This window comes from Pseudomonas nabeulensis, assembly GCF_004682045.1.
In the GTDB taxonomy this organism is placed as follows: Bacteria; Pseudomonadota; Gammaproteobacteria; order Pseudomonadales; family Pseudomonadaceae; genus Aquipseudomonas; species Aquipseudomonas nabeulensis.
In genome coordinates this window covers 1-25,454 of the sequence record NZ_QUZT01000075.1, presented here as the reverse complement: position 1 = coordinate 25,454, position 25,454 = coordinate 1, and the positions used below count along the sequence as shown (strand labels likewise).

Here is a 25,454-nt window from a genome sequence, read left to right as displayed (position 1 = left end):
CACTCGGTTTAAGCCGTTTTCCCGGTGTGGTTATTCAACGAAATCACCTTGGTCTTGCCAATCCGGTGACGGTAGATCTCACGCAGGTACTTGATCGCTTTCTTCACGCAATCCCGTGACAGGCGAATGTCATTGATCGACACGAACTTCTCTTTGTCGTTGATCAACTCGCGGTACTTCTTCTCATACATCGGCTTGATTGCATACCAGTTGGTATCGAGGATCTTCGCCGGGTTTTCAAACTCGTTGAGCAGTTCATCGATACGGTCTTCGTCGAAGTCCTCGTGGATGATGAAGTCCAGGATCGAGTTGTCCAGTGTGTCATCGAAGCGGTACGGATTGCGTGCAAAGCAGCGTTTGATAAACGCCACGATCAACGTGAGGAAATCATCCGACAGGCATGGGCTCTTGGCGATCAGCGTGGTCAGCGACAGGTTGGCCGAGGCACCGATCACCAGCGCATAACGCTTGAGGGTGGTGTTGGGGAACAGGCTGTTGAGGTGGGTCTTGAGCCGGTTCAGGTCCATGTAGGACAGCTTGTAGTCCTTGGGCAGCGACACGATGGACACCACCGACGAGCAGTTCTTGAAGAAGTGCAGGTCATGCAGCGCCGCCGCGTCGTAACCGGAGTTTTTGTATTGCTCCAGGGACGCCTTGTAGCGCTTGGACTCAATCGGCAGCAGGCTGATGCCCTCGATGGCCTGGGTGACTTTGTTGAAGTGCGGCAGGTCGATGGAACGGAAGAACAGGTCGTCGATGTTCAGGCGTTGCGGCTCTTTTTCGAACACCTTGAACTTGTCGCCTGTCGGCACCGAGGTTTCCGGCACCACGGACTCGGCGTAGGCAATCGCCACCGGGCCGGCCAGGCTCATGAACAGGTCGTTGGCATCCAGGCGAATGGTTTCGCCGATGTCGATACCGGCACGACGGAAATAGTTCTGGTCGTAGTCGGTGGTCACCGCCTGGGCGGTGAGGATATTGAAGATTTGCTGGGAGATGTACTGGTTGGCGTGCTTCTCCATGGCATTCACATCGATGTTCTGGATATTGCCGTCATCGCTCTCTTCGGCGTAACGCATGATGTCGTTGGAGATCAGCATCATTGCGTTCCACGGGCGGATACGCCCCTTCACGCTGGCTTCGCTGCTGTCTTCATTGTCGAAGTTGTACGAGAAATCCCATTCTTCCGACAGGTATTTGCACAGCAGTCGCCCGGCGTTGATATGCAAAGCCTCGGACATTTCACTGCGGTGATCGGAAATATTCGGCAGCACGCAGATGCCGCTGGTGAAGATCGGTTCGAACACAAATGCATGGCCGCTCTTGCTGTCATGCTCGTCCGCGGGCTTGGTGTCGAACGTCTTGTTCATGTACGAGTGCTGCTGGGCCAGGCCGAATTCCGAGGCCATGCCCGAACCCGTGCCGCCGCCGGCGCTGAAGATCGAGAAGTACAGGCGCGACTGGTTGGCCTTGATGCCGCAGGAGTCGATCAGGTACGAGTGGATCATCTTCCAGTCAGGGCTGGAGAAACGCTGGGTGTCTTTGTTGAGGATGATCTTGGCCAGGTACTGGCCGAGGATCGGCGCGTTACCCGCACCACCGGCATGCACTTCCGACAGGTCCATGATTTTCATCTTGCTGTAGTCGCGCAAAAAGCCGATTTTTTCGCCCTTGCGCGAAAAACGGATACGCCCGGCGATGTCCTTGTCCAGATCCCCCAGCATCACCAGTGGCTCCACCAGGAACACCGGTTTGCTGGCCTTGCCGCCGCCCAGGCGCAGGTTGGTGCGGATCCATTGGGCCGGGCTGTAGCCCTTGTCCAGCGACTTGTCTTCGGTGCTGAATTCGTTGAGGTAGAACTTGCGCGCGTTGTAGACCAACTCGGCCACGTCCAGCGCGATATTGGAACCACAGCGGCCCAGGCCGATCAGGCACACCGACGGGAATTCCTGCTCGTTGCGCGGCTCGCCGTCGACTTCCAGGTGCGGCGGGCGCGGGAATACCAGGTCGCGCAGGCCGTCGAGGTTATCGAGGATGCGGTCGGTGTTGGTCTCGGTGAAGTACAGGTATTGCTGGGTGGCCAGCGGGCGGGCGCTGCTCAATGACGTTGAACCTGAGGGTTTTTCCGCAGGCGCGGGGAGCAACACGTCGGATACCACGGTGGCAGAGTTATTTTTAGAAGTCATTGATGCGCCATGTGCCTGGGCGGATGGCTGAAACGTAATCAGAGGGGCCATCACGGAATGGGAGTTCGCGACTTTTACAGCGCGTCCTTGTCCGGATCGAAGGGGTTTAACCCAGGGGAAACGTGGCCGGACTCTGATGAATCGGCCGTTCGTCGGGGTTCTTTAGGTCAATGATGGCGAAATGCCAAAGATTCGGCGTCAGCGAATTGGCCTGACGACAGAAGCGGGGCCGGTACGGGGCGGTGAGGGCTCTTTCGGCGCGTTGGGGTCTTTGTTGCCCGAGGTGCTGAACGGGTAGAGCGGGTTGCGCATCTCGATGCCCTGGATCACGCCGATGATATCGCTGGCAGGCACCGCCGGGCTCAACAGGTAGCCCTGGACAAAATCGCAGCCATGCTTGAGCAACAGTTCGAATTGGGCCTGGGTTTCCACACCTTCGGTCACCACCTGTAAGTGCAGGGTATGGGCCATGCCGATGACCGCCTGGACAATCTCGATATCGGCGGTGGACTTGGGGATGTCTTGAATAAACGAACGGTCGATCTTCAAGGTGTTGAGCGGCAGGCGCTTGAGGTAGGCGAGGGATGAATAACCGGTACCAAAATCGTCGATAGCCAGGGATACCCCCAGTGCCCGGATTTGCCGCAGCAGCGCCAGGGTGCTGCTGATATTGCCCATCAGCGCATTTTCGGTCACCTCCAGTTCCAGGCGGTTGGCCCCCAGCGCGCTGAAGCGCAGGGCGTCTTCAATCTCATCTGCCAACTCGTCACGAGCCAGGTTCAGCGCCGAGCAGTTCACCGCCATGGTCAGTTCGGTGTAGCCCCGGTCGGACAACAAGCTCAGGTCATGACAGGCCTGGCGCAAGACCCAGTGGTCCAGTTCGGCAATCAGTCCATTGCTTTCGGCAATCCCGATAAAACGGTCCGGGGCCAGTAGCCCATGTTGCGGGTGTTGCCAGCGCACCAGGGCTTCCAAACGTGTGACCTTGCCCAGTTTCATGTCGAAAATCGGTTGGTAGAACAGCACCAATTGATTGTGGCTGCGCAGGGCGGCGCGCAGTTCTTCTTCCAGTTGCAGCTCCAGAAAGGCCCGGGTTTTCAGGTTGGAACTGAAAAACGTCAGGCTGTTGCGCCCGGTGTCCTTGGATTGATACAGCGCCAGGTCAGCGGTTTTCAGCAGTTCTTCGCAGGTCAGGCCGTCGTCGGGGAACAGACTGATGCCAATGCTGGTGGTCATCACCATGCGTCGTCCGGCCAGTTCGATAGGTTCTTTCATCCTTTGCATAATGCGCTGGGCCAGGTGTCGGGCTTCGTCGCGGTGATGAATGCTGATCAGGATGCAGAATTCATCGCCGCCAAAGCGAGCGACCACGTCTTCATGGCTGCGCACCGAACCTTTGATATGCGCGGCCAGCGCGCTGAGCAATTGGTCGCCGGCGTCGTGCCCAAGGCTGTCATTGATGCGTTTGAAATGGTCGATATCGAGGAAGATCACCGCCATCATGCCGTTGTTTGCGGTTTTTTCCGCGAGTTTCTCTGCAAAGATCTGATTAAAGCCACGTCGATTGAGCAGGCTGGTCAGTGCGTCGTAATGGGCGACTTGTTGCAGCGAGGCGCGGGCCAGGTCCAATTCGCTGAGCAGGGCGTTGACCCGACGCAGATCACGCTCCTTGTGTTGCAATTTTTTATCCGCCAGGGCGGCGCTGATGCTGCTGCCGATCACCAGTAGTGTGATGACGGCGACGGACAGGCCGAGTTGGATCGGATTGTTGTCCACCGGCAACGACAGGTCGGTGCCATTGGGCACCATCAACCGCATGGCCGCCATGCCGGTGAAATGCATGCTCAGGATGCCGGCGCCCAACACCAGGCTGGCGGCGTACTTGAGTAATTGGTGGAACACCCCGGTGCCGGTCCGCAGATAACTGGACAGCAGCAGCGCCGCCAGGCTGGCACCCATGGCGATACCGACCGAGGCCAGGAACAGCTCCGATTCGAAGTACACCTGGGCCTGGGAACGCATCGCCGACATGCCGACGTAGTGCATCAGTGCGATCCCCAATCCCATCCACACCGACGCCAGCAAATACTGATGAAAACGCAGATGGGTATGACTGAGGGTTTGCATGGCGAACAGCGAGGCAATCAGGGCGATCAGCAGCGAGGCGAACGTCATCAGCAGTTCGTAATGAATGGCAATCGGTGCCTGGAAGGCCAGCATGCTGATGAAGTGGGTGGCCCAGATACCGCCCGCCAGGCAACCGGCGCCGAGCCATCGCCAGTGGCGGCGTGCGGTAGGGTCTTCGACATGGCCGACACGTTCGGCCATGTCCAGCGTGCCGAACCCCGCCGCGCAAGCGACCAAATAAGCCAGCAACACCAGAAAAGGGTTATGACTGCAATTGAGTAATAAGTGCCCGTTGTCTGGAAGCTCGGTAAAAAAATGCAGACCCAGCCATTCCATAGCATGCCCCACCATAGCGTCATGACGTCACTGCCTACGGCGATGACCTATGGTGTCGAGTATAGAAGCCGTGTGGGATTCGCCATCGATAATGGCACTTTGCTCTCAACGATTTTGGCATGCCATCCATAGCGTTTGATGCTAAGCGCTGATGGGCAATTCCAGCTCAAACGGCGCTTCCAGGGGCGCCAGGCCAAAGGCAGCGCGGGCCGCATCGCAGTCGACGTTCTGCACGCCTTCGTGCCACGACGCTTCAAATTCGCGGCAAGGGCTGGAGCGCTGCTCATAGATGGTGCAGCGCGTGGCTTTGCCCACTTCGCCTTCAAGGCTGCAGCAACGCGCGGGTTTTTGGTTGGTGCCGATCATGGCCACCCGCGTCGGGTTGATCTGTTCCACGAGATCATCCGGCACCGTTCCCCCGGATGAGGCGCACTCGCCCCAAAAAAAAGACACACGGAAGTGTGAACAGCAGGCACCGCAATTCAGACACGGACTGACTTCGGACATGGGCGTCATCGACAAATAAGTAGGATGGGGGTGTTACGGAAGGCTCGCCATTCTATCCATGCCATGGCCGTTGGGAAGAGGGGGGCACACATATATTTTTGTAGGGAAAGTCCCGTAATGCCGGGTGAAATCATGCCCTATCAGCTTTACGAATCATTACAGACAACGGCCGCCCGCCTGACTATGTTGCACAGACCTGAGCAGGATGCATCGGGCATCGCAGCTCTCATAACAATAAAAGAGACGGACCCATGCAGAACTCGACCCAAGCGGCGAATGCCTGGCGCATTCTGTTCCTGCTGTTCCTCGCCAACCTGTTCAATTTCTTCGACCGCACCATTCCGGCGATCATCATCGAGCCGATCCGCATGGAATGGCACCTGAGCGACTTCCAGCTCGGCATCATCGGCACCGCTTTCACCATCGTCTACGCCATCGCCGGCCTGCCTCTTGGGCGCATGGCCGACACCGGTTCGCGCAGCAAACTGATGGGCTGGGGGCTGTTCGCCTGGAGCGGGTTGACGGCCGTCAACGGCATGGTCGGCAGTTTCTGGACGTTCTTGCTGGTGCGCATGGGGATCGGCATTGGTGAGGCCAGCTATGCGCCGGCGGCCAACTCGTTGATTGGCGATCTGTTCCCGGCACACCGTCGCGCGCGGGCCATGGGGATCTTCATGCTGGGCCTGCCGCTTGGGCTGTTGCTGGCGTTCTTCACCATTGGCTGGATGGTCAAGGCGTTCGACAGCTGGCGTGCGCCGTTCTTTATCGCGGCGGTGCCGGGGCTGATCCTTGCGGTGTTCATGTTTTATATCAAGGAGCCCAAGCGCGGCGCGGCAGAAGTCGTGCAAGTCTCCCAGGAGCGCGTCGACCGCCCGATCCGCCGCGTGCTGGCGGTGCCGACGTTCCTGTGGCTGGTGCTGGCCGGGTTGTGCTTTAACTTTGCCACCTACGCCTGCAATTCGTTTTTGGTGCCGATGTTGCAGCGCTACTTCCTGATGCCGTTGCAGGAGGCGGCCGTGGCGACTGGGGTGATTGTCGGCTTGACCGGTTTAGTGGGCTTGACCCTGGGCGGCTGGATCGCCGACAAGATCCACCAGCGGGTGGCCAATGGGCGACTGCTGTTCGCGGCGTTCAGCCTGATCATCTCCACCGTGACCACGGCTTGGGCGTTGCACGCCGGGCGCATCGAGATTGGGGTGTTTGTGGCGCTGTTCAGCGTGGGCTGGTTGTTTGCCTATAACTTCTACACCTGCGTGTACACGGCGATCCAGGACGTGGTCGAACCGCGCTTGCGGGCCACGGCGATGGCGCTGTTCTTTGCCGGATTGTACTTGCTGGGTGGGGGCATGGGGCCGGTGGTGGTGGGCGGCTTGTCCGATCACTTTGCCCATTCGGCGATGTATGCGGCGGGGGCGGAGCAGATGACCGAGGCCTATAAGGCGGTGGGATTACATGACGCCATGTACCTGATTCCGGTGGCGTTGTTCCTGACCATGCTGTTTTTGTTCCAGGCTTCGCGGTGTTTTGTGCGCGATGCCAAGAAGATGAAAGAGGGGTTGAGTGGGGTGGAGGTGTCGGGTTCTGCGGTTACTGCGTGAGACCGAGGTGACCCCATCGGGGGCAAGCCCCCTCCCACATTGGACCGGTGTACGCAGGTCAAAGGTGGGAGGGGGCTTGCCCCCGATGAGGGCCTAAAGACAACGACTAACCCGCGACCAGCACTCGGATCGCTTCCAGGCGCAACGCCGCCTTATCCAACATCGCCAAGCCTTGCTCACGCTGGTTACGCAACGCCACCAACTCACTGTCACGCACCGTCGGGTTAACCGCTTGCAACGCGGTCAAGCGCGCCAGTTCTTCATCGGTATCCGCCGCCAGGCGACGCTTGGCCTCGGCCACACGCTCGGCATGCTGCGGAGTGATCTTGTCTTCACCGGCGTTGATCCGTGGCGTCAGCTGGTCGCGCTGGGCCTGGATGAACTTGTTGGCGCTGGCCCGTGGCACGCTTTCCAGCTGGTCGTTGAGGGTCACGAATGACACGCGGCTCGACAGGTCGTTGCCATTGGTATCCAGCAGGCAGCGCAAGGCGGCCGGCGGCAGGTAACGGCCCAGTTGCAGCGAGCGCGGCGCAACCACTTCGCTCACGTACAGCAGTTCCAGCAACACGGTGCCGGGCTTGAGCGCCTTGTTCTTGATCAGCGCGACGGCGGTGTTGCCCATCGAGCCGGACAGCACCAGGTCCATGCCGCCTTGCACCATCGGGTGTTCCCAGGTGATGAACTGCATGTCTTCACGCGACAGCGCCTGGTTACGGTCGTAGGTGATAGTCACGCCTTCGTCGTCGCCCAAGGGGAAGCTGGCGTCGAGCATTTTTTCGCTTGGCTTGAGGATCAGCGCGTTTTCCGAATGGTCCTCGCTGTCGATGCCGAATGCGTCGAACAGGGTCTCCATGTAGATCGGCAGCGCGAACTGGTCGTCTTGCTCGAAGATAGCTTCCACCAGCGCATCGCCTTCACCGGCACCGCCGGAGTTGAGTTCCAGCAGGCGGTCACGACCGGTGTGCAGCTCTTCTTCCAGGCGCTCGCGCTCGGCGCGGGCTTCGTCGATCAGGGCTTGCCACTCACCGTCGTCGGCTTCTTCCAGCAGCGGCAGCAGGCGTGGGCCGAACTGATGCTGCAAGGCATTGCCGGTCGGGCAGGTGTTGAGGAACGCGTTCAGCGCTTCGTGGTACCACTGGAACAGACGCTCTTGCGGGCTGGTTTCCAGGTACGGCACATGCAGTTCGATCACGTGCTTCTGGCCGATCCGGTCCAGACGGCCGATCCGCTGTTCCAGCAGGTCGGGGTGGGACGGCAGGTCGAACAGCACCAAGTGGTGGGCGAACTGGAAGTTGCGGCCTTCACTGCCGATCTCGGAGCAGATCAGCACCTGGGCGCCGAACTCTTCATCGGCAAAGTAGGCGGCGGCACGGTCACGTTCGAGGATGTTCATGCCCTCGTGGAACACCGTGGCCGGAATGCCGGAGCGCACGCGCAGGGCGTCTTCCAGGTCCATGGCGGTTTCGGCGTGGGCGCAGATCACCAGGACTTTGGTGCGCTTGAGCATTTTCAACTGGTCGATCAGCCACTCGACCCGTGGGTCGAAGCGCCACCAGCGGTTCTCTTCTTCGATGTCCGGCTGCGACTGGAAGCTGACTTCCGGGTACAGCTCGGCGTGTTCGCCCAGCGGCAGCTCCAGGTATTCGTCCGGGTTCGGCAGCGGGTAAGCGTGCAGCTTGCGCTCCGGGAAGCCTTGCACGGCGGCGCGGGTATTACGGAACAGCACACGGCCGGTGCCGTGGCGGTCGAGCAACTCACGCACCAGGCGGGCGCTGGCTTCGGTGTCGCCATCGTTGACGGCGGTGAGCAGGGCTTCACCTTCATCGCCGAGGAAACCCTGGATGGTTTTGTGCGCTTTGGGCGACAGGCGACCCTTGTCCATCAGTTCCTGCACGGCTTCGGCCACCGGGCGATAGTTCTCGCTCTCGGCGCGGAAGGCTTGCAGGTCGTGGAAGCGGTTCGGGTCCAGCAGGCGCAGGCGCGCGAAGTGGCTGTCCTGGCCCAGTTGTTCCGGGGTGGCGGTGAGCAACAGCACGCCAGGAATGACTTCGGCGAGTTGCTCGACCAGCGCGTATTCCGGGCTGACTGTGTCTTCATGCCACACCAGGTGGTGGGCTTCGTCGACCACCAGCAGGTCCCAGCCGGCGGCGAACAGCGCGTCCTGGGCCTTCTCGTCGTCCACCAGCCATTCCAGGGCCACCAGTGCAAGCTGGGTGTCTTCGAACGGGTTGGTGGCATCGCTTTCGATAAAGCGCTCTTCGTCGAACAGGGCCACTTGCAGGTTGAAGCGGCGGCGCATTTCCACCAGCCACTGGTGCTGCAGGTTTTCCGGCACCAGGATCAGCACACGGTTGGCACGGCCCGACAGCAACTGGCGATGAATCACCAGGCCGGCTTCGATGGTCTTGCCCAGGCCCACTTCGTCAGCCAGCAATACCCGTGGCGCGATACGGTCAGCGACTTCGCGGGCGATGTGCAGTTGGTGGGCAATCGGTTGCGCACGCACGCCACCCAGGCCCCACAGGGAGGACTGCAACTGGCGGCTGGTGTGTTCCAGGGTGTGGTAACGCAGCGAGAACCACGCCAGCGGGTCGATCTGCCCGGCGAACAGACGGTCGCTGGCCAAACGGAACTGGATGAAGTTGGAGAGTTGGGTTTCCGGCAGGGTGACCTGCTCGTTCTGCCCATTGAGGCCGTGGTACACCAGCAGGCCGTCGACGTCATCGACTTCCTGTACGGTCATTTTCCAGCCTTCGAAATGGGTGATGCTGTCACCCGGCGAAAACCTCACGCGAGTGAGGGGCGCATTCCGTAGCGCATACTGGCGAGTGTCGCCAGTGGCCGGATAGAGCACGGTCAACAAGCGGCCGTCCTGTGCCAGAACGGTGCCTAACCCCAGCTCTGCTTCGCTGTCACTAATCCAGCGTTGCCCCGGTTGATACTGCTGCGCCATGCTGCCTGACTCCCGCCGTGAAAAAGCCGACTATCTTAACGGAACAAGCCCCCACGCCCAAGGACTCTGACAAAAACTACTCCGTTTGAGTGGGTGCCCGGAAGCTGAATCGACGGGTGGCGGGCACTTGGGAGTGTCGACTGGGTCACAGCTTGGCGAGCGGGTGTTCAAGTCGCCCCGCAACCCGCCGACAGCCTGTTGATCAGGAGAGTAAACCTTATGCTGCCACCCATGCTGCCCGTCAGCGTTGTGCCGGTCACGTCACAACTCGATCCGGTGCGCCAGAAGCCGGATATCCCGCCCGTGGTGCCAGTACAACCGGGCTCCAATGAAAGCACGATCGACCTGAAAAAAGGCGACGCCGAGCAGTCGACCTTTCTGCTGCGCGAAGAACAACGCCGCCAGCAAGAGCAACAGAAACGCCGGCGTGAAGCCGACGAAGACCCGGAGCAGCACCTGGCGATTCCGGGGAATTTGCTCAACGCCGACAACACCGTACCGGTGGCGCCGCTGATCGAAGACGCGCCGCGCCAGGGCTTGTGGGTAGACGTCGAGGTCTAAGCCCGCAGTGCTTTCAGCGCCGTCAGCAGTCGCTCGATATCCTCGTCGTTGTTGAGCGGGCTCACGGAAATCCGCGCAATGCTGGCCAGGCCTCGCGCCTGCATATCCCATGGGGTGTAGGCCACGCCATTGGCGCCGATATTGATGCGCTGCACACCCAACCGTCGCTTGAGTTCGAAGGCGTCCCAGCCCGCCAGGTTAAAAGCGATCAGGCCGGATTGGTGAGTGCCCAGGTCATGCAGGGTAATGCCTGGAATCTGACGCAAGCCTTCGCGGATTCGCTCGCTGGTCTGCGAAATCTTTTCCCATACCTGCTGAATGCCAAGTTGATTCATTTCCTGCAACGCATTGCCCAATCCGGCCAACAAGGCGAACGAGGCTTCGCTGGTCTCAAAGCGACGGGCGTCGTTGCGCAAATCAAAACCGTCGGCCGTCCAGGGTGCGGAAAATACGTCGCGTTGCGCCGGGTTCAAGTGCTGCAAGAAGTCCGGTCGCACGTATAGAAGTGCTGTTCCACGCGGCCCGCGCACGTGTTTGCGCCCGGCGCTCTTGAGCACATCGCAGTGCAGCGCCTGCACGTCCACCGGTATTTGCCCGACGGCTTGCCCGGCGTCGATGAAGTAGGGAATCCCGTGACGCTTGGCCACTTCACCGATGGCCTGGGCGGGGTTGATCAGGCCACCGTTGGCCGGCAGCCAGGTGAGGTCGATCAGCTTGACGCGGGCGTCGATCATCGACTCCAGTGCCAGCGGGCATACCGCACCGGTAGCGTCGCAAGGGATCACTTCCACGCGGGCGCCGGCCTGTACGGCCACTTGCATGCTCGCCAGGTTGCCACCCCATTCATGGCGCCCCACTAGAATCCGATCCCCCGGCTGCCAAGGGCCTAGCGCCTGGAACGCCAGGCTCCAGGCGCTTGAGCCGCTGCTGGCGAAAGCGATGGACGCGGCGGGCGCATTGAGCAATTGCCCGGCGGCGCGGCGGGCTTTTTCCACCTGCACGGCGCCGTGTTCGCCGGCCTCCATCGGGCCGTCGCGGGCTTCGCGTTGCAGCTGTTCGATGATGGCGTCGAGGGTCGCCTGGCTGGGCAGGGAGGCGCCGGCGTGGTTGAAGTGCACGATGCCGGATTGGCAGCCGGGTGTTTCATCCCGTAACTGCTGAACGTGCAGCGGGCTCATGGGCGTAACTCGAAAATCCCATCAACCTCCACCGCCACGCCGGCCGGTAGACTGGAAACACCGACCGCGGTGCGCACATGCCGGCCTTTGTCGCCGAGGGCGTTGACCAGCAGGTTGGACGCGCCATTGGCGACCGCACTTTGTTGCTTGAAGTCAGCACTGCTGGCGATAAATACCCCTAGGCGCACTGTACGTACCAGGCGGGACAGATCATCCCCCAGTGCATCGCTCAACTGCCCCAGCAGGCCGAGTGCCGCCAGTTCTGCGGCCTGGATGCCATCGTCGTCGCTGAGGGAATCCCCCAGGCGGCCGAGGTAGGCGGGTTTGCCGTCCACCAGCGGAATTTGCCCGGAAACAAACAGCTGGTTCTGGCTGATCACGTAGTTGATGTAGTTGGCTGCCGGCTGGCCGGGGGTGGGCAGGCGCAGGCCGAGGGCCTGGACGCGTTGACGCAGGGAGTCGCTCATGATCAATCCTCTGGTTAAGAGGGCTGAGCATGGTGGCTGCTCCGATGGGCGACAAACGGATAGATCTCACACGACGTATCGAAATAGCTCACGCATCGCGGCACGTTTCCTTCAGCCACTGGCTGAAGCACTCGGCGGCGTCGCGCGTGGGGCCTTGGGGGGCGATCAGCCAGTAGCCGATGTCGCTGTGGTAGGGCGGCCAGTCGAAGGCGTGCACCAGGCTGCCGTCCTGCAGGCGGCGTTCGATCAGGCGATGCCGGCCCATGGCGATGCCCTGGCCGGCCACGGCGGCTTCGACCACGATGTTGTAGTCGTGCAGCATCACGCGGGGGTGATGGGTGAGGTCGACGTGATAATGCTCGGACCAATCGGTCCATTCGAATGGCCGATGTGAGGTGGCCATCAACAGGGGGCTGTCGTGCCGTGCCTTGAACGTTGGGCTGCATACGGGGGAGATCACTTCCGACATCAGCCGTGTGGCTTGCACGTCGGGCCAATCGCCCTTGCCGTAACGGATAGCCAGATCAACCTCGGCGGCGGCCACGTTGGCCAGTTGAATCGCCGGTATCAGCTCCACCTGGATATGCGGGTAACGGTTGAGAAACCTGGCAAGGCGCGGCGCTAGCCACAAGGTGGCGAAGGAGGCCAGCAAGCCGATGCGCAATACGGTGGGGCTGGGCGCCGTGCGTTGGTTGCGGGTGGCGGCGGCGACGGCGTCGAGGGCGGGGCGGATTTCATCGTAGTACCGCTGGCCGTCGGCGGTCAGATCAATCGCGCGGGTGCGTCGGATAAACAGTGGCTTGCCCAGGTGCAGTTCAAGCTTTTGCACTTGGTGGCTCAAGGCGCTTTGGGTGACCGATAGCTCATTGGCGGCCTTGATAAAACTCAAATGCCGCGCCACGGCTTCGAAGGCACGCAGGGCCAGCAATGGCGGAAGGTCCTTGTGCAATGCCACCTGAGTGCGTCTCCAGTGCCAGGGAAAGTGCCGATTTTGGGCGATGGCCTGCATTTTGTCGCCCGCTGATTTGCGATGACGCGGGGGAGGCCGCATTATTGAGCCATTCCCGCCACGACGTAAGCCAAGCCATGAGTGATGACGACAAGCTGATCGACCTGAATGCCGAACGGGCCAAACGTGTCCATGACCTGAATGACAAACGCCTGAATGAAGTACGCCAGGCGTTTGAACAAGCGATGCCGCTCGGCAAAGTTAAGAAGAAGCCGAAGAACAAACCGAAAAAGCGTTGAAACCCCCTGCATCGATTGATGCAGGTCAGTTATTTCCCTTCTTTACGCCCCGTCGCGGGCGACATTGATCCCCGTCAATTTTCCAAGGCGTGTTCTCCATTAACTTAGCCCTATCGCAACAGGGCAAGTGCAGGAGGCCGGTCATGTTTATCGATAACGTGGTATTTGCCGGAGTGCTGACGGTCAGCCTCATGGTGCTGTTCTTTGTAGGGTTTGGAATTTTTATCTGGAAAGACGCGAACAAGCGTAAAAAACCTTAGGTCTTTCCGGGTTACATGAGCACGCAAGGCATTTTGGGCGACTTCGGTCGCCCTTTTTTTTGGCCACGATTTAATAAGCAACCCAAATACAAATGTGGGAGGGGGCTTGCCCCCGATAGCAGACTGTCAGTCACTGTATTAGGTGACTGATACATCGCTATCGGGGGCAAGCCCCCTCCCACATTGGGTTTTATTGCAGCAGCCTATCAGCTACCCAGCGCCTTCGACGCCAACCAGAACAACCCGGCCGACAGGGCCACGGTAGCCGGCAGGGTCAACACCCAGGCCATCAGGATGGTCTTGACGGTGCCGCCTTGCAGGCCGCTTTTGTTCGCAACCATGGTGCCGGCTACACCCGACGACAACACGTGGGTGGTCGATACCGGAAGGCTGAAGATGTTGGCCAGGCCAATCATGCTCGCCGTGGTGATCTGCGCCGACATGCCTTGGGCGTAGGTCATGCCCTGCTTGCCGATCTTCTCGCCGATGGTCAGCACCACGCGCTTCCAGCCAACCATGGTGCCCAGGCCCAGGGCCAGTGCGACGGCAAGGATTACCCAGAACGGGGCGTATTCGGTGGTGGCGGTCAGGTCTTTGCGCAACTTGTCGAGGTCGGATTTTTCACGGGCATCCAGGCCTGGCAGCTTGCCGACTTTCTTCGCGGTGTCGTCCAGGCAGAGCAGGTAGCGACGCACTTCAATCCGGTGATCAGCCGTCAGCGAGTGGTAATCGGACACGCCTTTCAAGGTACCCAGCAGGGCCTCGATGGTCGGTTCGGTCTGCTGCGGGTTGCACTGGAACTTGCCTGGCAGGTCGTTCTTCACGCTCTTGCCCAGGGCCAGGTACTCGCCGAGGGTCTCGTGGTTGCGCTGGTAGAACTGGTTCAAGTGCAAGGTCGCATCGCGGGTGCGTTCGATCTGGTAGGTGGTGCTGCCCAGGTCGAGTACGAACTGCGCCGGGACGATGCCGATCAACACCAGCATGATCAGGCCGATGCCTTTCTGGCCATCGTTGGAGCCGTGCACGAAGCTCACCGCCATGGCGGAAATCACCAGAACCAGGCGGTTCCAGAACGGTGGGTGCTTCTTGTCGTCGAGCTTGCGGCGCTGGTCCGGGGTCTTGTGCATCTTCGACAGCGGACGCCACCATTTAAGGCCGATCAACACCAGGGCAGCGACCAGGAAGCCGGCCATCGGCGAGAACACCAGGGAGGCGCCGATATCGACGGCTTTCTGCCAGTTCACACCGTCCGCGAGGGGAATGTCGTTGATCAGCGCGTTGGCCAGGCCTACGCCGAGGATCGAGCCGATCAAGGTGTGGGAACTGGAGGCGGGAATACCGAAGTACCAGGTGCCCAGGTTCCAGGTGATCGCGGCTGCCAACAACGAGAAGACCATGGCCAACCCGTGGCCGGTGTTCACATTGATCAGCAACTCCACCGGCAACAAGTGCACGATGGCGTAGGCGACACCCACACCACCGAGCAACACGCCGAGGAAGTTGAACACCCCGGAGAAGAACACGGCCAGGTGCGGCGGCATGGCTTTGGTATAGATGACTGTGGCCACCGCGTTAGCGGTGTCATGAAAGCCATTGATGAACTCGAAGGCGAGGACAAAAGCCAGGGCGAGCAACAGGCTCACTAGAACCCAAGCATCCAGTCCGCTGAATAAATCGATCATGAAGGTTTTCTGACCCGGTCGTAAGGGGGCGCGATTATGCCAGAAAACCTCAGTAATCGATGCACTAGCTGCTGGCCGGTAACAATCTTCATTGAAAAAAAGCCTGGGAAAGGCGTGCATCCCAGCGTTTTCGGGGGTTTAGCAAGTCGTTGATTTATAAAGCAGAGGCGCGATTGGGTGGGAAATTGTCATCAAAACGTCACGTCTGAAACATTTGTATGAAATTTCGCTGGAGAAGGTGGGATGCGAGGTTGCCGGCTGCTAGCAATGCGCCAGCAGCCGAGGCCACGCCTTTAGGCTCAAATCGGGTCGCTTATGGCTCCTCGGCTTTGAGTTCCTGTTCGATCTTTTGGATTTCCTGGGCAAATGCCTGGTCGAGCAAGCTGGCTCGCTTGCGCCACGGTTTGCGTTCAGGTTCAGGCTGGGCGGCATAGGTGGTGACTTCCCCGCCGTAAACGTCCTTGTAACGTTGCTCCTGGCGCTCAAGTTCTGCGCGCAGTTCATCTTTTGTCACATCGTTACCTAATTAGTTGAGTGTAAATACGTTGCCGCGTTTTGCCTGAATATCGCCCTCGGGCTGTTCAAACTTGAATCATTAAATGTTCAAGTTTGAACTAGGCACGTGTGCCCTTTGGTGAGTGCACTCATTCAAGGCAAGTGATTGCGACCGATCTTGCACAGCCTGCGCATGACCTGGCGAGCTCTGATCCCGATAGCCGAACCGGGCTGACCTCCGCACAGCGTGCATTATAGCGACGCAGTTGAATAACACTATCAGCATAAAGTTAAAAAGCGTCAACTTTGTGTGTGTGTTTTGTTACACGCACGCGTCAGTAGTTGCTGAAATTCTGGCGTCATAAATTCTTCAATATAGTCGGCGTTTTAAACGCCCTCCCTCTCGCGGCAAGATTTGGCTGGCGGCGCAGCGGTAAATTGCGATTATCGGATCGGTGTTCGATAATCGCCCAATGTTGCTGCCCCTGTCTTGTGCAGGCTGGCCCGTGGGGCTTGTAATAGCGGGCAAACCTCCCTTGCGGTAGACAATAAGAGAAAGGATCCCGACATGAACGATCAATTGCGCACCTCTTTCGCGTCAGTGGCGCCGCCGATCGTTGCCTCACCGGCCAAGCGCATCCAGGCGTTTACCGGTGACCCGGACTTCATGACCTCCCTGGCCCGTGGCCTCGCGGTGGTGCAAGCGTTCCAGGAGCGCAAGCGTCACCTCACCATTGCCCAGATCAGCCACCGCACCGAGATCCCCCGCGCCGCGGTGCGTCGTTGCCTGCACACCTTGATCAAATTGGGCTACGCCACCACCGATGGCCGCACTTATTCGCTGTTGCCCAAGGTGTTGACCCTGGGCCATGCCTACCTGTCGTCCACGCCGTTGGCCGTATCGGCCCAACCCTACCTGGACCGCATGAGCGAGCAACTCCACGAGGCGTGCAACATGGCCACCCTCGAAGGCGATGACATCCTCTACATCGCCCGTTCGGCCACCACCCAGCGCCTGATTTCCGTAGACCTGTCCGTAGGCGGGCGCTTGCCGGCCTACTGCACGTCCATGGGCCGTATCCTGCTTGCCGCACTCGACGACGCCTCGCTGCAGGACTACCTCGACCACGCCGACCTGCAAACCAAGACCAGCCGAACCTTGACCACGCCGGCGGCATTGTTGGAATGCCTGCAACAAGTGCGTCAGCAAGGCTGGTGCATCGTCGACCAGGAATTGGAGCAGGGCCTGCGCTCCATTGCCGTGCCGGTGTATGACGCATCCGGCCAGGTATTGGCTGCATTGAACATCAGCACCCACGCCGGGCGAGTCAGCCGCAGCGAGCTGGAGCAGCGCTTTTTGCCGAGTATGCTCAGCGCCAGTCGCGAGTTGAGTGCGCAGTTGTTTGCCTAAGGTGTTCGGTGATCGAACAGAACCCAGCGTGATCAATTGACGGTGTTTCCCCCGGCTTATTAAGGTGCGGCAGCGCTATCCGTTCTGCGCACCATAATAATGACGACCCCAGGTCGTTGGCCCGCCATCGGTGTGGAAATAACAATAATGACTCAGCCTTCTGTCGGTTCCACCCTGGACGTACAGTCCTTTATCAATGCCCAGCCGCTGTCACGCTATCAGTGGCGCGTGGTGATCCTGTGTTTCCTGATCGTTTTCCTCGACGGCCTCGACACCGCCGCCATGGGCTTTATCGCCCCCGCGCTGTCCCAGGACTGGGGCATCGACCGCGCCAGCCTTGGCCCGGTGATGAGCGCTGCGTTGATCGGCATGGTGTTTGGCGCACTCGGTTCAGGCCCATTGGCGGACCGCTTCGGACGCAAAGTGGTGTTGGTCGGCGCGGTGCTGGTGTTTGGCGCTTTCAGTCTGGCGTCGGCCTACAGCACCAACGTCGATCAACTGTTGGTCCTGCGCTTCCTCACCGGGCTGGGCCTGGGGGCGGGCATGCCGAATGCCACGACGCTGTTGTCCGAATACACCCCCGAACGCCATAAGTCGCTGCTGGTGACCAGCATGTTCTGCGGCTTCAACCTGGGCATGGCTGGCGGTGGATTTATCTCGGCCAAGCTGATCCCGGCGTTCGGCTGGCACGCGCTGTTGATGATCGGCGGCATTTTGCCGTTGATCCTGGTGGTGGTGCTGATGCTGTGGCTGCCGGAATCGGCGCGCTACCTGGTGGTGCGCAATCGCGGCACCGACAAAGTGCGCAAGACCCTTTCTCCCATCGACCCGGGCATCGTCGCCCAAGCCAGCGCATTCAGCGTACCCGAGCAAAAAACCGTGAAGGCCCGCAACGTCTTCGCCGTGATCTTCTCCGGCACCTACAGTGCTGGCACGTTATTGCTGTGGCTCACCTACTTTATGGGCCTGGTCATTGTGTACCTGCTGACCAGTTGGCTGCCGACGTTGATGCGCGACAGCGGCGCCAGCCTGGAGCAGGCTGCGTTTATCGGCGCGTTGTTCCAGTTTGGAGGCGTATTGAGCGCCGTGGGTGTGGGCTGGGCGATGGACCGGTTCAATCCGCACAAGGTCATCGGCACCTTCTACCTGCTGGCCGGGGTGTTTGCCTACGCGGTGGGGCAGAGCCTGGGCAATATCACGTTACTGGCAACGTTGGTGCTGATTGCCGGCATGTGCGTCAACGGTGCGCAATCGGCGATGCCGTCGCTGGCGGCGCGGTTTTATCCAACCCAAGGCCGGGCCACCGGCGTGTCGTGGATGCTCGGTATTGGGCGGTTTGGCGCGATCCTCGGTGCGTGGATGGGCGCGACATTGCTGGGCCTGGGCTGGAATTTTGAGCAGGTACTGACGGCGTTGGTGATTCCGGCGGCGTTGGCCACTGCTGCGGTGGTGATCAAGGGCATGGTCAGCCATGCCGATGCCACCTGAAGGCTGAATCGATCAAGGTGGTTAGCCAGGCAACAATCCGTTCGATAACCGAACACTGCGTCGATTATCGGATTGTTCAGCCCATTTCCCCCGCTTACCCTTCAAGACACTGCGCTGCACCCCTGCTACACCCACAGACGCAGAGCTGAGCGCTCTGCGTGACTTAAAAGCCCGTACGGCGGCGGCCCATGGCCAAGCGCCGGGAGAAGCCTGATGCGTGACGTATTTATCTGTGATGCCATTCGTACCCCCATCGGACGTTTCGGCGGTGGCCTGTCCACCGTGCGCGCCGATGACCTGGCGGCATTGCCGATCAAGGCCCTGATCGAACGTAACCCGTCGGTGGACTGGAACGCAGTGGACGAAGTATTCCTCGGCTGCGCCAACCAGGCCGGCGAAGACAACCGCAACGTGGCGCGCATGGCGCTGCTGCTGGCGGGCCTGCCGGAAACGATTCCTGGCGTGACCCTCAACCGTTTGTGCGCCTCGGGCATGGACGCGATCGGCACGGCCTTCCGCGCCATCGCCAGCGGCGAAATGGAGCTGGCGATTGCCGGTGGCGTCGAGTCGATGTCCCGCGCGCCGTTCGTGATGGGCAAGGCCGATGCGGCGTTTTCGCGCAACATGAAGCTGGAAGACACCACCATCGGCTGGCGCTTTATCAATCCGTTGATGAAGGCCCAGTACGGCGTGGATGCGATGCCGCAGACTGCCGATAACGTTGCCGACGATTACAAGGTGTCCCGCGCCGACCAGGATGCGTTCGCCCTGCGCAGCCAGCAACGCACCGCTGCTGCCCAGGCGGCCGGTTTTTTCGCCGAGGAAATCGTGCCGGTACGGGTCGCCCATAAAAAAGGCGAAACCGTGGTGGAGCACGATGAGCACCCAAGAGACACCAGCCTGGAAGCCCTGGCCAAACTCAAGCCGGTCAACGGCCCTGACAAAACCGTCACCGCCGGCAACGCCTCGGGCGTCAACGACGGTGCGGCGGCGCTGATCCTGGCCTCCGCCGAAGCCGTCAAGAAACACGGCCTCACTGCCCGCGCCCGCGTCTTGGGCATGGCCAGCGCTGGCGTTGCGCCGCGAGTGATGGGCATCGGCCCGGTGCCGGCGGTGCGCAAACTGGTGGAGCGCCTGGGTTTGGCCGTGACTGACTTTGACGTGATCGAACTCAACGAAGCCTTCGCCAGCCAAGGCCTGGCCGTGTTGCGTGAACTGGGGATTGCCGACGACGCGCCGCAGGTCAACCCGAACGGCGGCGCCATCGCCCTCGGCCACCCGCTGGGCATGAGCGGTGCGCGGTTGGTCCTGACCGCCCTGCATCAGCTTGAGAAGTCGGGTGGCAGCAAAGGCCTGGCGACCATGTGCGTCGGCGTTGGCCAAGGCTTGGCCCTGGCGATTGAACGCATCTAACAAGAGAGGACTGCACCATGAGTGACAAGCCTGGCTACCGGCGCCCGCAAGCGGGCACTCAACCGGATTACCTGCACCCGGCCTACCAGTCGACGAACCTGCGTTCGCCGTCCCAGCCGTTGGTGTTGCTGCCCCATTCCTTGTCGGAAATCACCGGCCCGACCATCGGCGCCGAGCGGGTCAACGCGAAGGACAACGACCTCACCGCCCAGCATGAAGGCGAGCCCCAGGGCGAACGCATCATCGTGCATGGCCGCGTCCTCGACGAAAACGGCCTGCCGGTGCCGGGCATCCTGGTGGAGATCTGGCAGGCCAACGCCGCCGGCCGCTACAACCACAAGCGCGACCTGCACGACGCGCCGCTGGACCCGAACTTCACCGGCACCGGTCGCACCGTCACCGACGCTGATGGCTGGTACCAGTTCCAGACCATCAAGCCCGGTGCCTACCCGTGGGGCAACCACCACAACGCGTGGCGCCCGGCGCATATCCACTTTTCGCTGTTCGGCCCGAGTGTGCTGACGCGGCTGGTGACGCAGATGTACTTCCCGGGCGACCCGTTGCTGGCGTACGACCCGATCTACAACTGCGTGCCCGATACGAGCGCCAAGGAGCGTTTGATCGCCCGCTTCGACCTGGAAAAAACCATTCCTTCCTATGCCCTCGGCTACCGCTGGGACATCGTCCTGCGCGGCCGCGACGCTACGCCGATGGAGAAATGAGATGACCCTCAACGCGACCACGTCCCACACCGTCGGGCCGTATTACCACATCGGCCTGACCTGGCTGAACCGCGAAGACCTGACCACCGCCGCCACCCTCGGCGAACGCGTGGCCATCAGCGGGCAAGTGGTGGACGGCAACGGTGATGTCGTCAACGACGCCATGCTGGAAGTCTGGCAAGCCAACGCCGCCGGCAAATACGACCACCCGGAAGACGAGCAGGACAAAGCCGTAGACCCGAATTTCGAAGGCTTTGGCCGGGTGCCGGTGGATGGGGAAGGGCGGTTTCGCTTTACCACCATCAAGCCGGGTGCCGTGCCGGGCTTGAAGGGCACGACCCAGGCGCCGCATCTGGTGGTGTTGGTGTTTGCCCGTGGGTTGGTGAAGCACTTGCTGACGCGGATTTATTTCGATGGCGAGGTGTTGAATGGGGATGACCCGTTGCTGGCGTGTGTGCCAGCAGAGCGTCGTGGCACCTTGATTGCCAAGCATGATGCGGAAGGTGTGCATCAGTGGAATGTGATTTTGCAGGGGACCGATAAGGAGACGGTGTTCTTCGATTATTGAGTCGGGCTTTAGGGCCTCATCGGGGGCAAGCCCCCTCCCACATTTTGATTTGTGAATACATTCAAAGTGTGGGAGGGGGCTTGCCCCCGATAGGGCCCTCCCAGGCACTACATACCCAAAGGTCTTGTTGCGGAACGAGCTTGTTGCAAAGTATGTCTAGGCTATAACCGTTCCCACAGAGTAAAAAACCATGACAACAACAACGAGTCACTACACCGGAGAAGAACGCAGCAAAAGGATTTTTGCGATTGTCGGTGCATCCTCCGGCAACCTCGTCGAATGGTTCGACTTCTATGTCTATGCCTTCTGCGCCATTTACTTCGCCCCGGCGTTCTTCCCGTCGGACAACCCCACCGTTCAACTGGTGAATACGGCAGGTGTATTCGCCGCCGGCTTCCTGATGCGTCCCATCGGCGGTTGGCTGTTTGGTCGCGTAGCCGACAAGCACGGCCGCAAAAATTCAATGATGATCTCGGTGCTGATGATGTGCGCCGGCTCCCTGGTCATCGCGTTCCTGCCCACTTACAACGACATCGGCGTCTGGGCTCCGATCCTGCTGTTGGTCGCGCGGCTGTTCCAGGGTTTGTCCGTGGGCGGCGAATACGGCACCACCGCCACTTACATGAGTGAAGTGGCCCTTAAGGGCCAGCGTGGGTTCTTTGCCTCGTTCCAATACGTGACCCTGATCGGCGGCCAGTTGCTGGCAGTGCTGGTGGTGGTGATCCTGCAACAAATCCTCAGCGAAGAAGAACTTCGCGCCTGGGGCTGGCGCATCCCGTTCGTGATCGGCGCCATTGCGGCGGTGATCTCGCTGTTGCTGCGTCGCTCGTTGAAAGAAACCAGCAGCAAGGAAATGCGTGAAGACAAGGATGCCGGCAGCATCGGCGCGCTGTTTCGCGATCACAAGGCCGCGTTTATCACCGTGCTGGGCTACACCGCCGGCGGCTCGCTGATCTTCTACACGTTCACCACCTACATGCAGAAGTACCTGGTGAACACCGTGGGCATGCATGCGAAAACGTCGAGCTACATCATGACCGGCGCGCTGTTCCTGTACATGTGCATGCAGCCGGTGTTCGGCATGCTCGCGGACAAGATCGGTCGCCGTAACTCGATGCTGTGGTTTGCCGGCCTCGGCACCCTGTTCACCGTGCCGATCCTGCTGACCCTGAAAACCGTGAGCAGCCCGTTCCTGGCCTTTGTGTTGATCACCCTGGCCCTGGCGATTGTGAGTTTCTACACCTCCATCAGCGGCCTGGTGAAGGCGGAAATGTTCCCGCCTCAAGTGCGCGCCCTGGGTGTGGGCCTGGCCTATGCGGTCGCTAATGCGATCTTCGGCGGCTCGGCGGAATTCGTCGCGTTGAGCCTCAAGTCCATCGGCCTGGAAAACAGCTTCTATTGGTACGTGACGGCGATGATGGCAATCGCCTTCCTGTTCAGCTTGCGCCTGCCGAAACAGGCGGCGTATTTGCATCACGATCTATAAGGGACGGGTTATGACGCTGCGCACGAGCAATCAACTGTTCGACGCTTACTTCACGGCGGACAGCATGGCCGAGGTGTTCTGCGACCAGGGACGCTTGCAGGGCATGCTGGATTTCGAAGCGGGGTTGGCTCGGGCCGAGGCCCAGGTCGGCTTGATCCCACACGCCGCCGTGGCGCCGATTGCCCAGGCGTGCCTGGCGTCGTTGTACGACGTGGATGCCCTCGGCGTGGCGATTGCCTCGGCGGGGAACTCGGCGATTCCGTTGGTGAAGGCGCTGGGCAAGTTGATTGCCAGTGAAGATGCCGGGGCCGAGCGTTATGTGCACCTGGGCGCTACCAGCCAGGATGTGATGGACACCGGCCTGGTGCTGCAACTGCGGCAGGCGATTGAATTGATCGAAACGGACCTGGCGCGGCTGGGTGACATCCTCGCCGCCCAGGCCCAGCGTTATGCCGCTGTGCCATTGGCCGGGCGCACCTGGTTGCAGCATGCGACACCGGTTACGTTGGGGATGAAAGTCGCCGGATGGCTGGGGGCGGTGACCCGCAGTCGCCAGCGCCTTGCCGAGCTGAAACCGCGTTTGCTGGTGCTGCAATTCGGTGGCGCATCCGGCACCTTGGCGGCATTGGGTGAACAGGCAATGCCAGTGGCCGAGGCGTTGGCTGCGGAGTTGCAATTGGGCTTGCCTGAGCAACCCTGGCACACCCAGCGTGATCGCCTGGTGGAGTTCGCCAGCGTGCTTGGCCTGATCGCCGGTAGCCTGGGAAAATTGGGTCGCGATATCAGCCTGTTGATGCAGACCGAAGCGGCGGAGGTGTTCGAACCGTCGGCGCCGGGCAAGGGCGGTTCGTCCACCATGCCGCACAAACGCAATCCGGTGGGGGCCGCCGTGTTGATCAGCGCGGCGACCCGCGTGCCCGGTTTGGTCGCGACGATGTTCAGCGCCATGCCCCAGGAACACGAACGCAGCCTGGGCCTGTGGCATGCCGAATGGGAAACCTTGCCGGAGATTTGCCGCGTGGTCTCGGGCGCCTTGCACCAGGCGTTGCTGGTGAGCGAAGGGCTGGAAGTGGATGCCGAGCGCATGACCCACAACCTCGACCTGACCCAAGGCCTGGTATTGGCCGAAGCCGTGAGCATCGTGCTTGCCCAGCGCCTGGGGCGTGAGACTGCGCACCATCTGCTGGAACAATGCTGCAAACGCGCCGTCGCCGAACAGCGTCACTTGCGTGCGGTATTGGCGGATGAAGCACAGATCACCGCCGAACTTTCACCCGCTGAGCTGGATCGCCTGCTCGATCCAGCCCACTACCTGGGCCAGGCCCGCACCTGGGTCACCCGCGCCATCACCGAACACTTTGCTTGAGGAGACCACCGTGGCATTTGTACAACTCGCCGATGGCGAACTGCATTACCAGCTGGACGGGCCTGTAGATGCGCCAGTGTTGGTGCTGTCCAACTCGTTGGGCACCGACCTGCACATGTGGGACATCCAGATCCCGGCCTTCACCCAGCACTTTCGCGTGCTGCGCTTCGATACCCGTGGCCATGGCAAATCCCTGGTCACCGAGGGGCCGTACAGCATCGAGCAATTGGGTCGGGATGTGATCGCGCTGCTGGATGCCCTGGATATCCAGCGTGCACACTTCTGCGGCTTGTCCATGGGCGGCCTGATTGGCCAATGGCTGGGCATCCACGCAGGTTCGCGCCTGCTGAGTTTGGTGGTGTGCAACACCGCCGCCAAGATCGGCACGCCTGAGGTGTGGAACCCACGTATCGAGATGGTCCTGCGCGATGGCGCGGCGGCGATGGTAGCGCTGCGGGATGCATCGATTGCACGCTGGTTCACCGCCGATTTTGCCGCGGCCAACCCGCACCAGGCCCAGCAGATCACCGACATGCTCGCCGCCACATCGCCTGAGGGTTATGCGGCCAATTGTGCTGCCGTGCGCGACGCCGATTTCCGCGAGCAGTTGGCCGCAATCAAAGTGCCAACCCTGGCCATCGCCGGCACCGAAGACGCCGTCACCCCGCCTGCCGGCAGCCACTTTATCCAGGCCCATGTGCAGGGCGCCGAATACGCCGAGTTCTATGCGGCGCACCTGTCCAATGTGCAGGCCGGTGCTGCGTTCAGCGACCGTGTATTGGACTTCCTGCTAGCCCATTAATGTAGTGAGCGGGCTTGCCCCGCGCTGGGGGGCGAAGCCGCCCCAAATCCAGACGCCTCGGTTTTACCGATACACCGCGGTGTCTGAGTTCAGGGCGGCTTCGCCCCCCAGCGCGGGGCAAGCCCGCTCACTACAAAAGTGTCGAGGAGTTTTTTGTGGACGAGAAACAACGTTACGCCGAAGGCCTGCAAGTACGCCGCGAAGTGCTGGGTGATGCCCATGTCGACCGTAGCCTCAATGCCCTGACCGAGTTCAACAGCGAATTCCAGGAAATGATCACCCGCCACGCCTGGGGCGACATCTGGACCCGCCCGGGCTTGCCTCGGCATACCCGTAGCTTGATCACCATTGCGATGTTGATCGGCATGAACCGCACGGACGAGTTGAAGTTGCACCTGCGAGCGGCTGCCAGCAACGGGGTGACCCGTGGGGAAATCAAGGAAGTGTTGATGCAGAGTGCGATCTACTGCGGGATACCGGCGGCGAATGCGACGTTTCACCTGGCCGAGTCGGTGTGGGATGAACTGGGCGTTGAGTCCCGCCAACAATCCTCAATCTGAAATGCAATCAAATGTGGGAGGGGGCTTGCCCTAATGCCAG

At 60.7% G+C, this 25,454-nt stretch carries 22 protein-coding genes and 1 pseudogene; 14 read left to right on the top strand and 9 right to left on the bottom strand.

The annotated features are described in order from the left end of the window. Positions 1-8: 8 nt before the first annotated feature. The 3 genes from DYL61_RS26965 to DYL61_RS26955 all read right to left on the bottom strand — a co-directional run bounded on the left by DYL61_RS26965 (position 9) and on the right by DYL61_RS26955 (position 5,156). Entirely contained in the window at positions 9-2,186 is a 2,178-nt protein-coding gene (locus tag DYL61_RS26965; RefSeq protein WP_135310865.1) for a hypothetical protein, read from the bottom strand. A 198-nt stretch (positions 2,187-2,384) separates the two neighbouring features. After that, complete coding sequence (locus DYL61_RS26960; protein ID WP_135310864.1) at positions 2,385-4,649, bottom strand: putative bifunctional diguanylate cyclase/phosphodiesterase; 2,265 nt, start codon at positions 4,647-4,649, stop codon at positions 2,385-2,387. Between the two features lie 141 nt (positions 4,650-4,790). Next, entirely contained in the window at positions 4,791-5,156 is a 366-nt protein-coding gene (locus DYL61_RS26955) for a YkgJ family cysteine cluster protein (protein ID WP_135310863.1), read from the bottom strand. A gap of 251 nt (positions 5,157-5,407) precedes the next feature. On the opposite strand from DYL61_RS26955, the gene DYL61_RS26945 reads away from it, so the two are divergent. Further along, the gene (locus tag DYL61_RS26945; protein WP_135310862.1) at positions 5,408-6,754 is read left to right on the top strand and encodes a spinster family MFS transporter; all 1,347 of its coding nucleotides are present in this window, start codon (positions 5,408-5,410) and stop codon (positions 6,752-6,754) included. 106 nt (positions 6,755-6,860) lie between these two features. Here the strand turns inward: DYL61_RS26945 and rapA are convergent, their stop codons facing one another. Further along, on the bottom strand, positions 6,861-9,707 hold the full coding sequence (rapA, locus tag DYL61_RS26940; protein WP_135310861.1) for an RNA polymerase-associated protein RapA: 2,847 nt from the start codon (positions 9,705-9,707) through the stop codon (positions 6,861-6,863). 219 nt (positions 9,708-9,926) lie between these two features. Between rapA and DYL61_RS26935 the strand changes: the two genes are divergently transcribed. After that, the gene (locus DYL61_RS26935; protein WP_135310860.1) at positions 9,927-10,268 is read left to right on the top strand and encodes an aspartate-semialdehyde dehydrogenase; all 342 of its coding nucleotides are present in this window, start codon (positions 9,927-9,929) and stop codon (positions 10,266-10,268) included. On the opposite strand, the gene DYL61_RS26930 is transcribed toward DYL61_RS26935, so the two are convergent. From DYL61_RS26930 to DYL61_RS26920, 3 genes are all read right to left on the bottom strand, one after another. Continuing rightward, complete coding sequence (locus DYL61_RS26930; protein WP_135310859.1) at positions 10,265-11,446, bottom strand: aminotransferase class V-fold PLP-dependent enzyme; 1,182 nt, start codon at positions 11,444-11,446, stop codon at positions 10,265-10,267. The two genes, DYL61_RS26935 and DYL61_RS26930, sit on opposite strands and share 4 nt — an antisense overlap. Then, positions 11,443-11,913, bottom strand: coding sequence for a RidA family protein (locus DYL61_RS26925; protein ID WP_135310858.1), 471 nt, complete (start codon positions 11,911-11,913; stop codon positions 11,443-11,445). The genes DYL61_RS26930 and DYL61_RS26925 overlap by 4 nt, the downstream gene beginning before the upstream one ends. A gap of 88 nt (positions 11,914-12,001) precedes the next feature. Next, entirely contained in the window at positions 12,002-12,868 is an 867-nt protein-coding gene (locus DYL61_RS26920) for a LysR substrate-binding domain-containing protein (RefSeq protein ID WP_135310857.1), read from the bottom strand. Between the two features lie 98 nt (positions 12,869-12,966). Between DYL61_RS26920 and DYL61_RS26915 the strand changes: the two genes are divergently transcribed. Both DYL61_RS26915 and ccoM read left to right on the top strand, forming a co-directional pair. Then, entirely contained in the window at positions 12,967-13,161 is a 195-nt protein-coding gene (locus DYL61_RS26915) for a hypothetical protein (protein ID WP_135310856.1), read from the top strand. 143 nt (positions 13,162-13,304) lie between these two features. Then, entirely contained in the window at positions 13,305-13,421 is a 117-nt protein-coding gene (gene ccoM / locus DYL61_RS31775; RefSeq protein WP_003172387.1) for a cytochrome c oxidase subunit CcoM, read from the top strand. Positions 13,422-13,627: 206 nt separating this feature from the next. Here ccoM and DYL61_RS26910 read toward each other — a convergent pair whose 3' ends face one another. Together DYL61_RS26910 and DYL61_RS26905 are read right to left on the bottom strand one after the other, a co-directional pair. Next, complete coding sequence (locus DYL61_RS26910) at positions 13,628-15,103, bottom strand: inorganic phosphate transporter (RefSeq protein WP_105698661.1); 1,476 nt, start codon at positions 15,101-15,103, stop codon at positions 13,628-13,630. A 313-nt stretch (positions 15,104-15,416) separates the two neighbouring features. Then, positions 15,417-15,617, bottom strand: a complete 201-nt coding sequence (locus DYL61_RS26905) for a hypothetical protein (protein WP_003172389.1) — start codon at positions 15,615-15,617, stop codon at positions 15,417-15,419. A 549-nt stretch (positions 15,618-16,166) separates the two neighbouring features. On the opposite strand from DYL61_RS26905, the gene pcaR reads away from it, so the two are divergent. The 10 genes and pseudogenes from pcaR to pcaC all read left to right on the top strand — a co-directional run bounded on the left by pcaR (position 16,167) and on the right by pcaC (position 25,414). Further along, positions 16,167-17,009, top strand: coding sequence for a pca regulon transcriptional regulator PcaR (gene pcaR, locus DYL61_RS26900; RefSeq protein WP_135310855.1), 843 nt, complete (start codon positions 16,167-16,169; stop codon positions 17,007-17,009). A 147-nt stretch (positions 17,010-17,156) separates the two neighbouring features. Further along, a complete protein-coding gene (pcaK, locus tag DYL61_RS26895; protein WP_105698663.1) occupies positions 17,157-18,497 on the top strand; it encodes a 4-hydroxybenzoate transporter PcaK in 1,341 nt (446 codons plus the stop codon). 118 nt (positions 18,498-18,615) lie between these two features. Continuing rightward, positions 18,616-18,711 (top strand): annotated as a pseudogene (locus tag DYL61_RS26890) (CoA-transferase subunit beta); the annotation flags it as partial. Further along, positions 18,708-19,910 carry a 3-oxoadipyl-CoA thiolase gene (gene pcaF, locus DYL61_RS26885; protein ID WP_193559462.1) on the top strand — a complete coding sequence of 401 codons (1,203 nt, stop codon included), beginning with the start codon at positions 18,708-18,710 and terminating at the stop codon, positions 19,908-19,910. The pseudogene DYL61_RS26890 and the gene pcaF, both read left to right, overlap by 4 nt. A gap of 17 nt (positions 19,911-19,927) precedes the next feature. Beyond that, positions 19,928-20,632, top strand: a complete 705-nt coding sequence (gene pcaH, locus DYL61_RS26880; RefSeq protein ID WP_135310853.1) for a protocatechuate 3,4-dioxygenase subunit beta — start codon at positions 19,928-19,930, stop codon at positions 20,630-20,632. A gap of 1 nt (position 20,633) precedes the next feature. Further along, complete coding sequence (gene pcaG, locus DYL61_RS26875) at positions 20,634-21,200, top strand: protocatechuate 3,4-dioxygenase subunit alpha (protein WP_135310852.1); 567 nt, start codon at positions 20,634-20,636, stop codon at positions 21,198-21,200. 190 nt (positions 21,201-21,390) lie between these two features. Continuing rightward, positions 21,391-22,686 carry an MFS family transporter gene (locus tag DYL61_RS26870; protein ID WP_135310851.1) on the top strand — a complete coding sequence of 432 codons (1,296 nt, stop codon included), beginning with the start codon at positions 21,391-21,393 and terminating at the stop codon, positions 22,684-22,686. 10 nt (positions 22,687-22,696) lie between these two features. After that, a complete protein-coding gene (locus DYL61_RS26865) occupies positions 22,697-24,052 on the top strand; it encodes a 3-carboxy-cis,cis-muconate cycloisomerase (protein ID WP_135310850.1) in 1,356 nt (451 codons plus the stop codon). 10 nt (positions 24,053-24,062) lie between these two features. Then, positions 24,063-24,854: a 3-oxoadipate enol-lactonase gene (gene pcaD, locus DYL61_RS26860; protein ID WP_135310849.1), complete on the top strand. Its 792-nt coding sequence runs from the start codon at positions 24,063-24,065 to the stop codon at positions 24,852-24,854. Between the two features lie 155 nt (positions 24,855-25,009). Further along, positions 25,010-25,414 (top strand): 4-carboxymuconolactone decarboxylase, encoded by a 405-nt coding sequence (gene pcaC / locus DYL61_RS26855; protein WP_135310848.1) that lies wholly within the window; start codon positions 25,010-25,012, stop codon positions 25,412-25,414. The last annotated feature ends 40 nt before the right edge of the window (positions 25,415-25,454 follow it).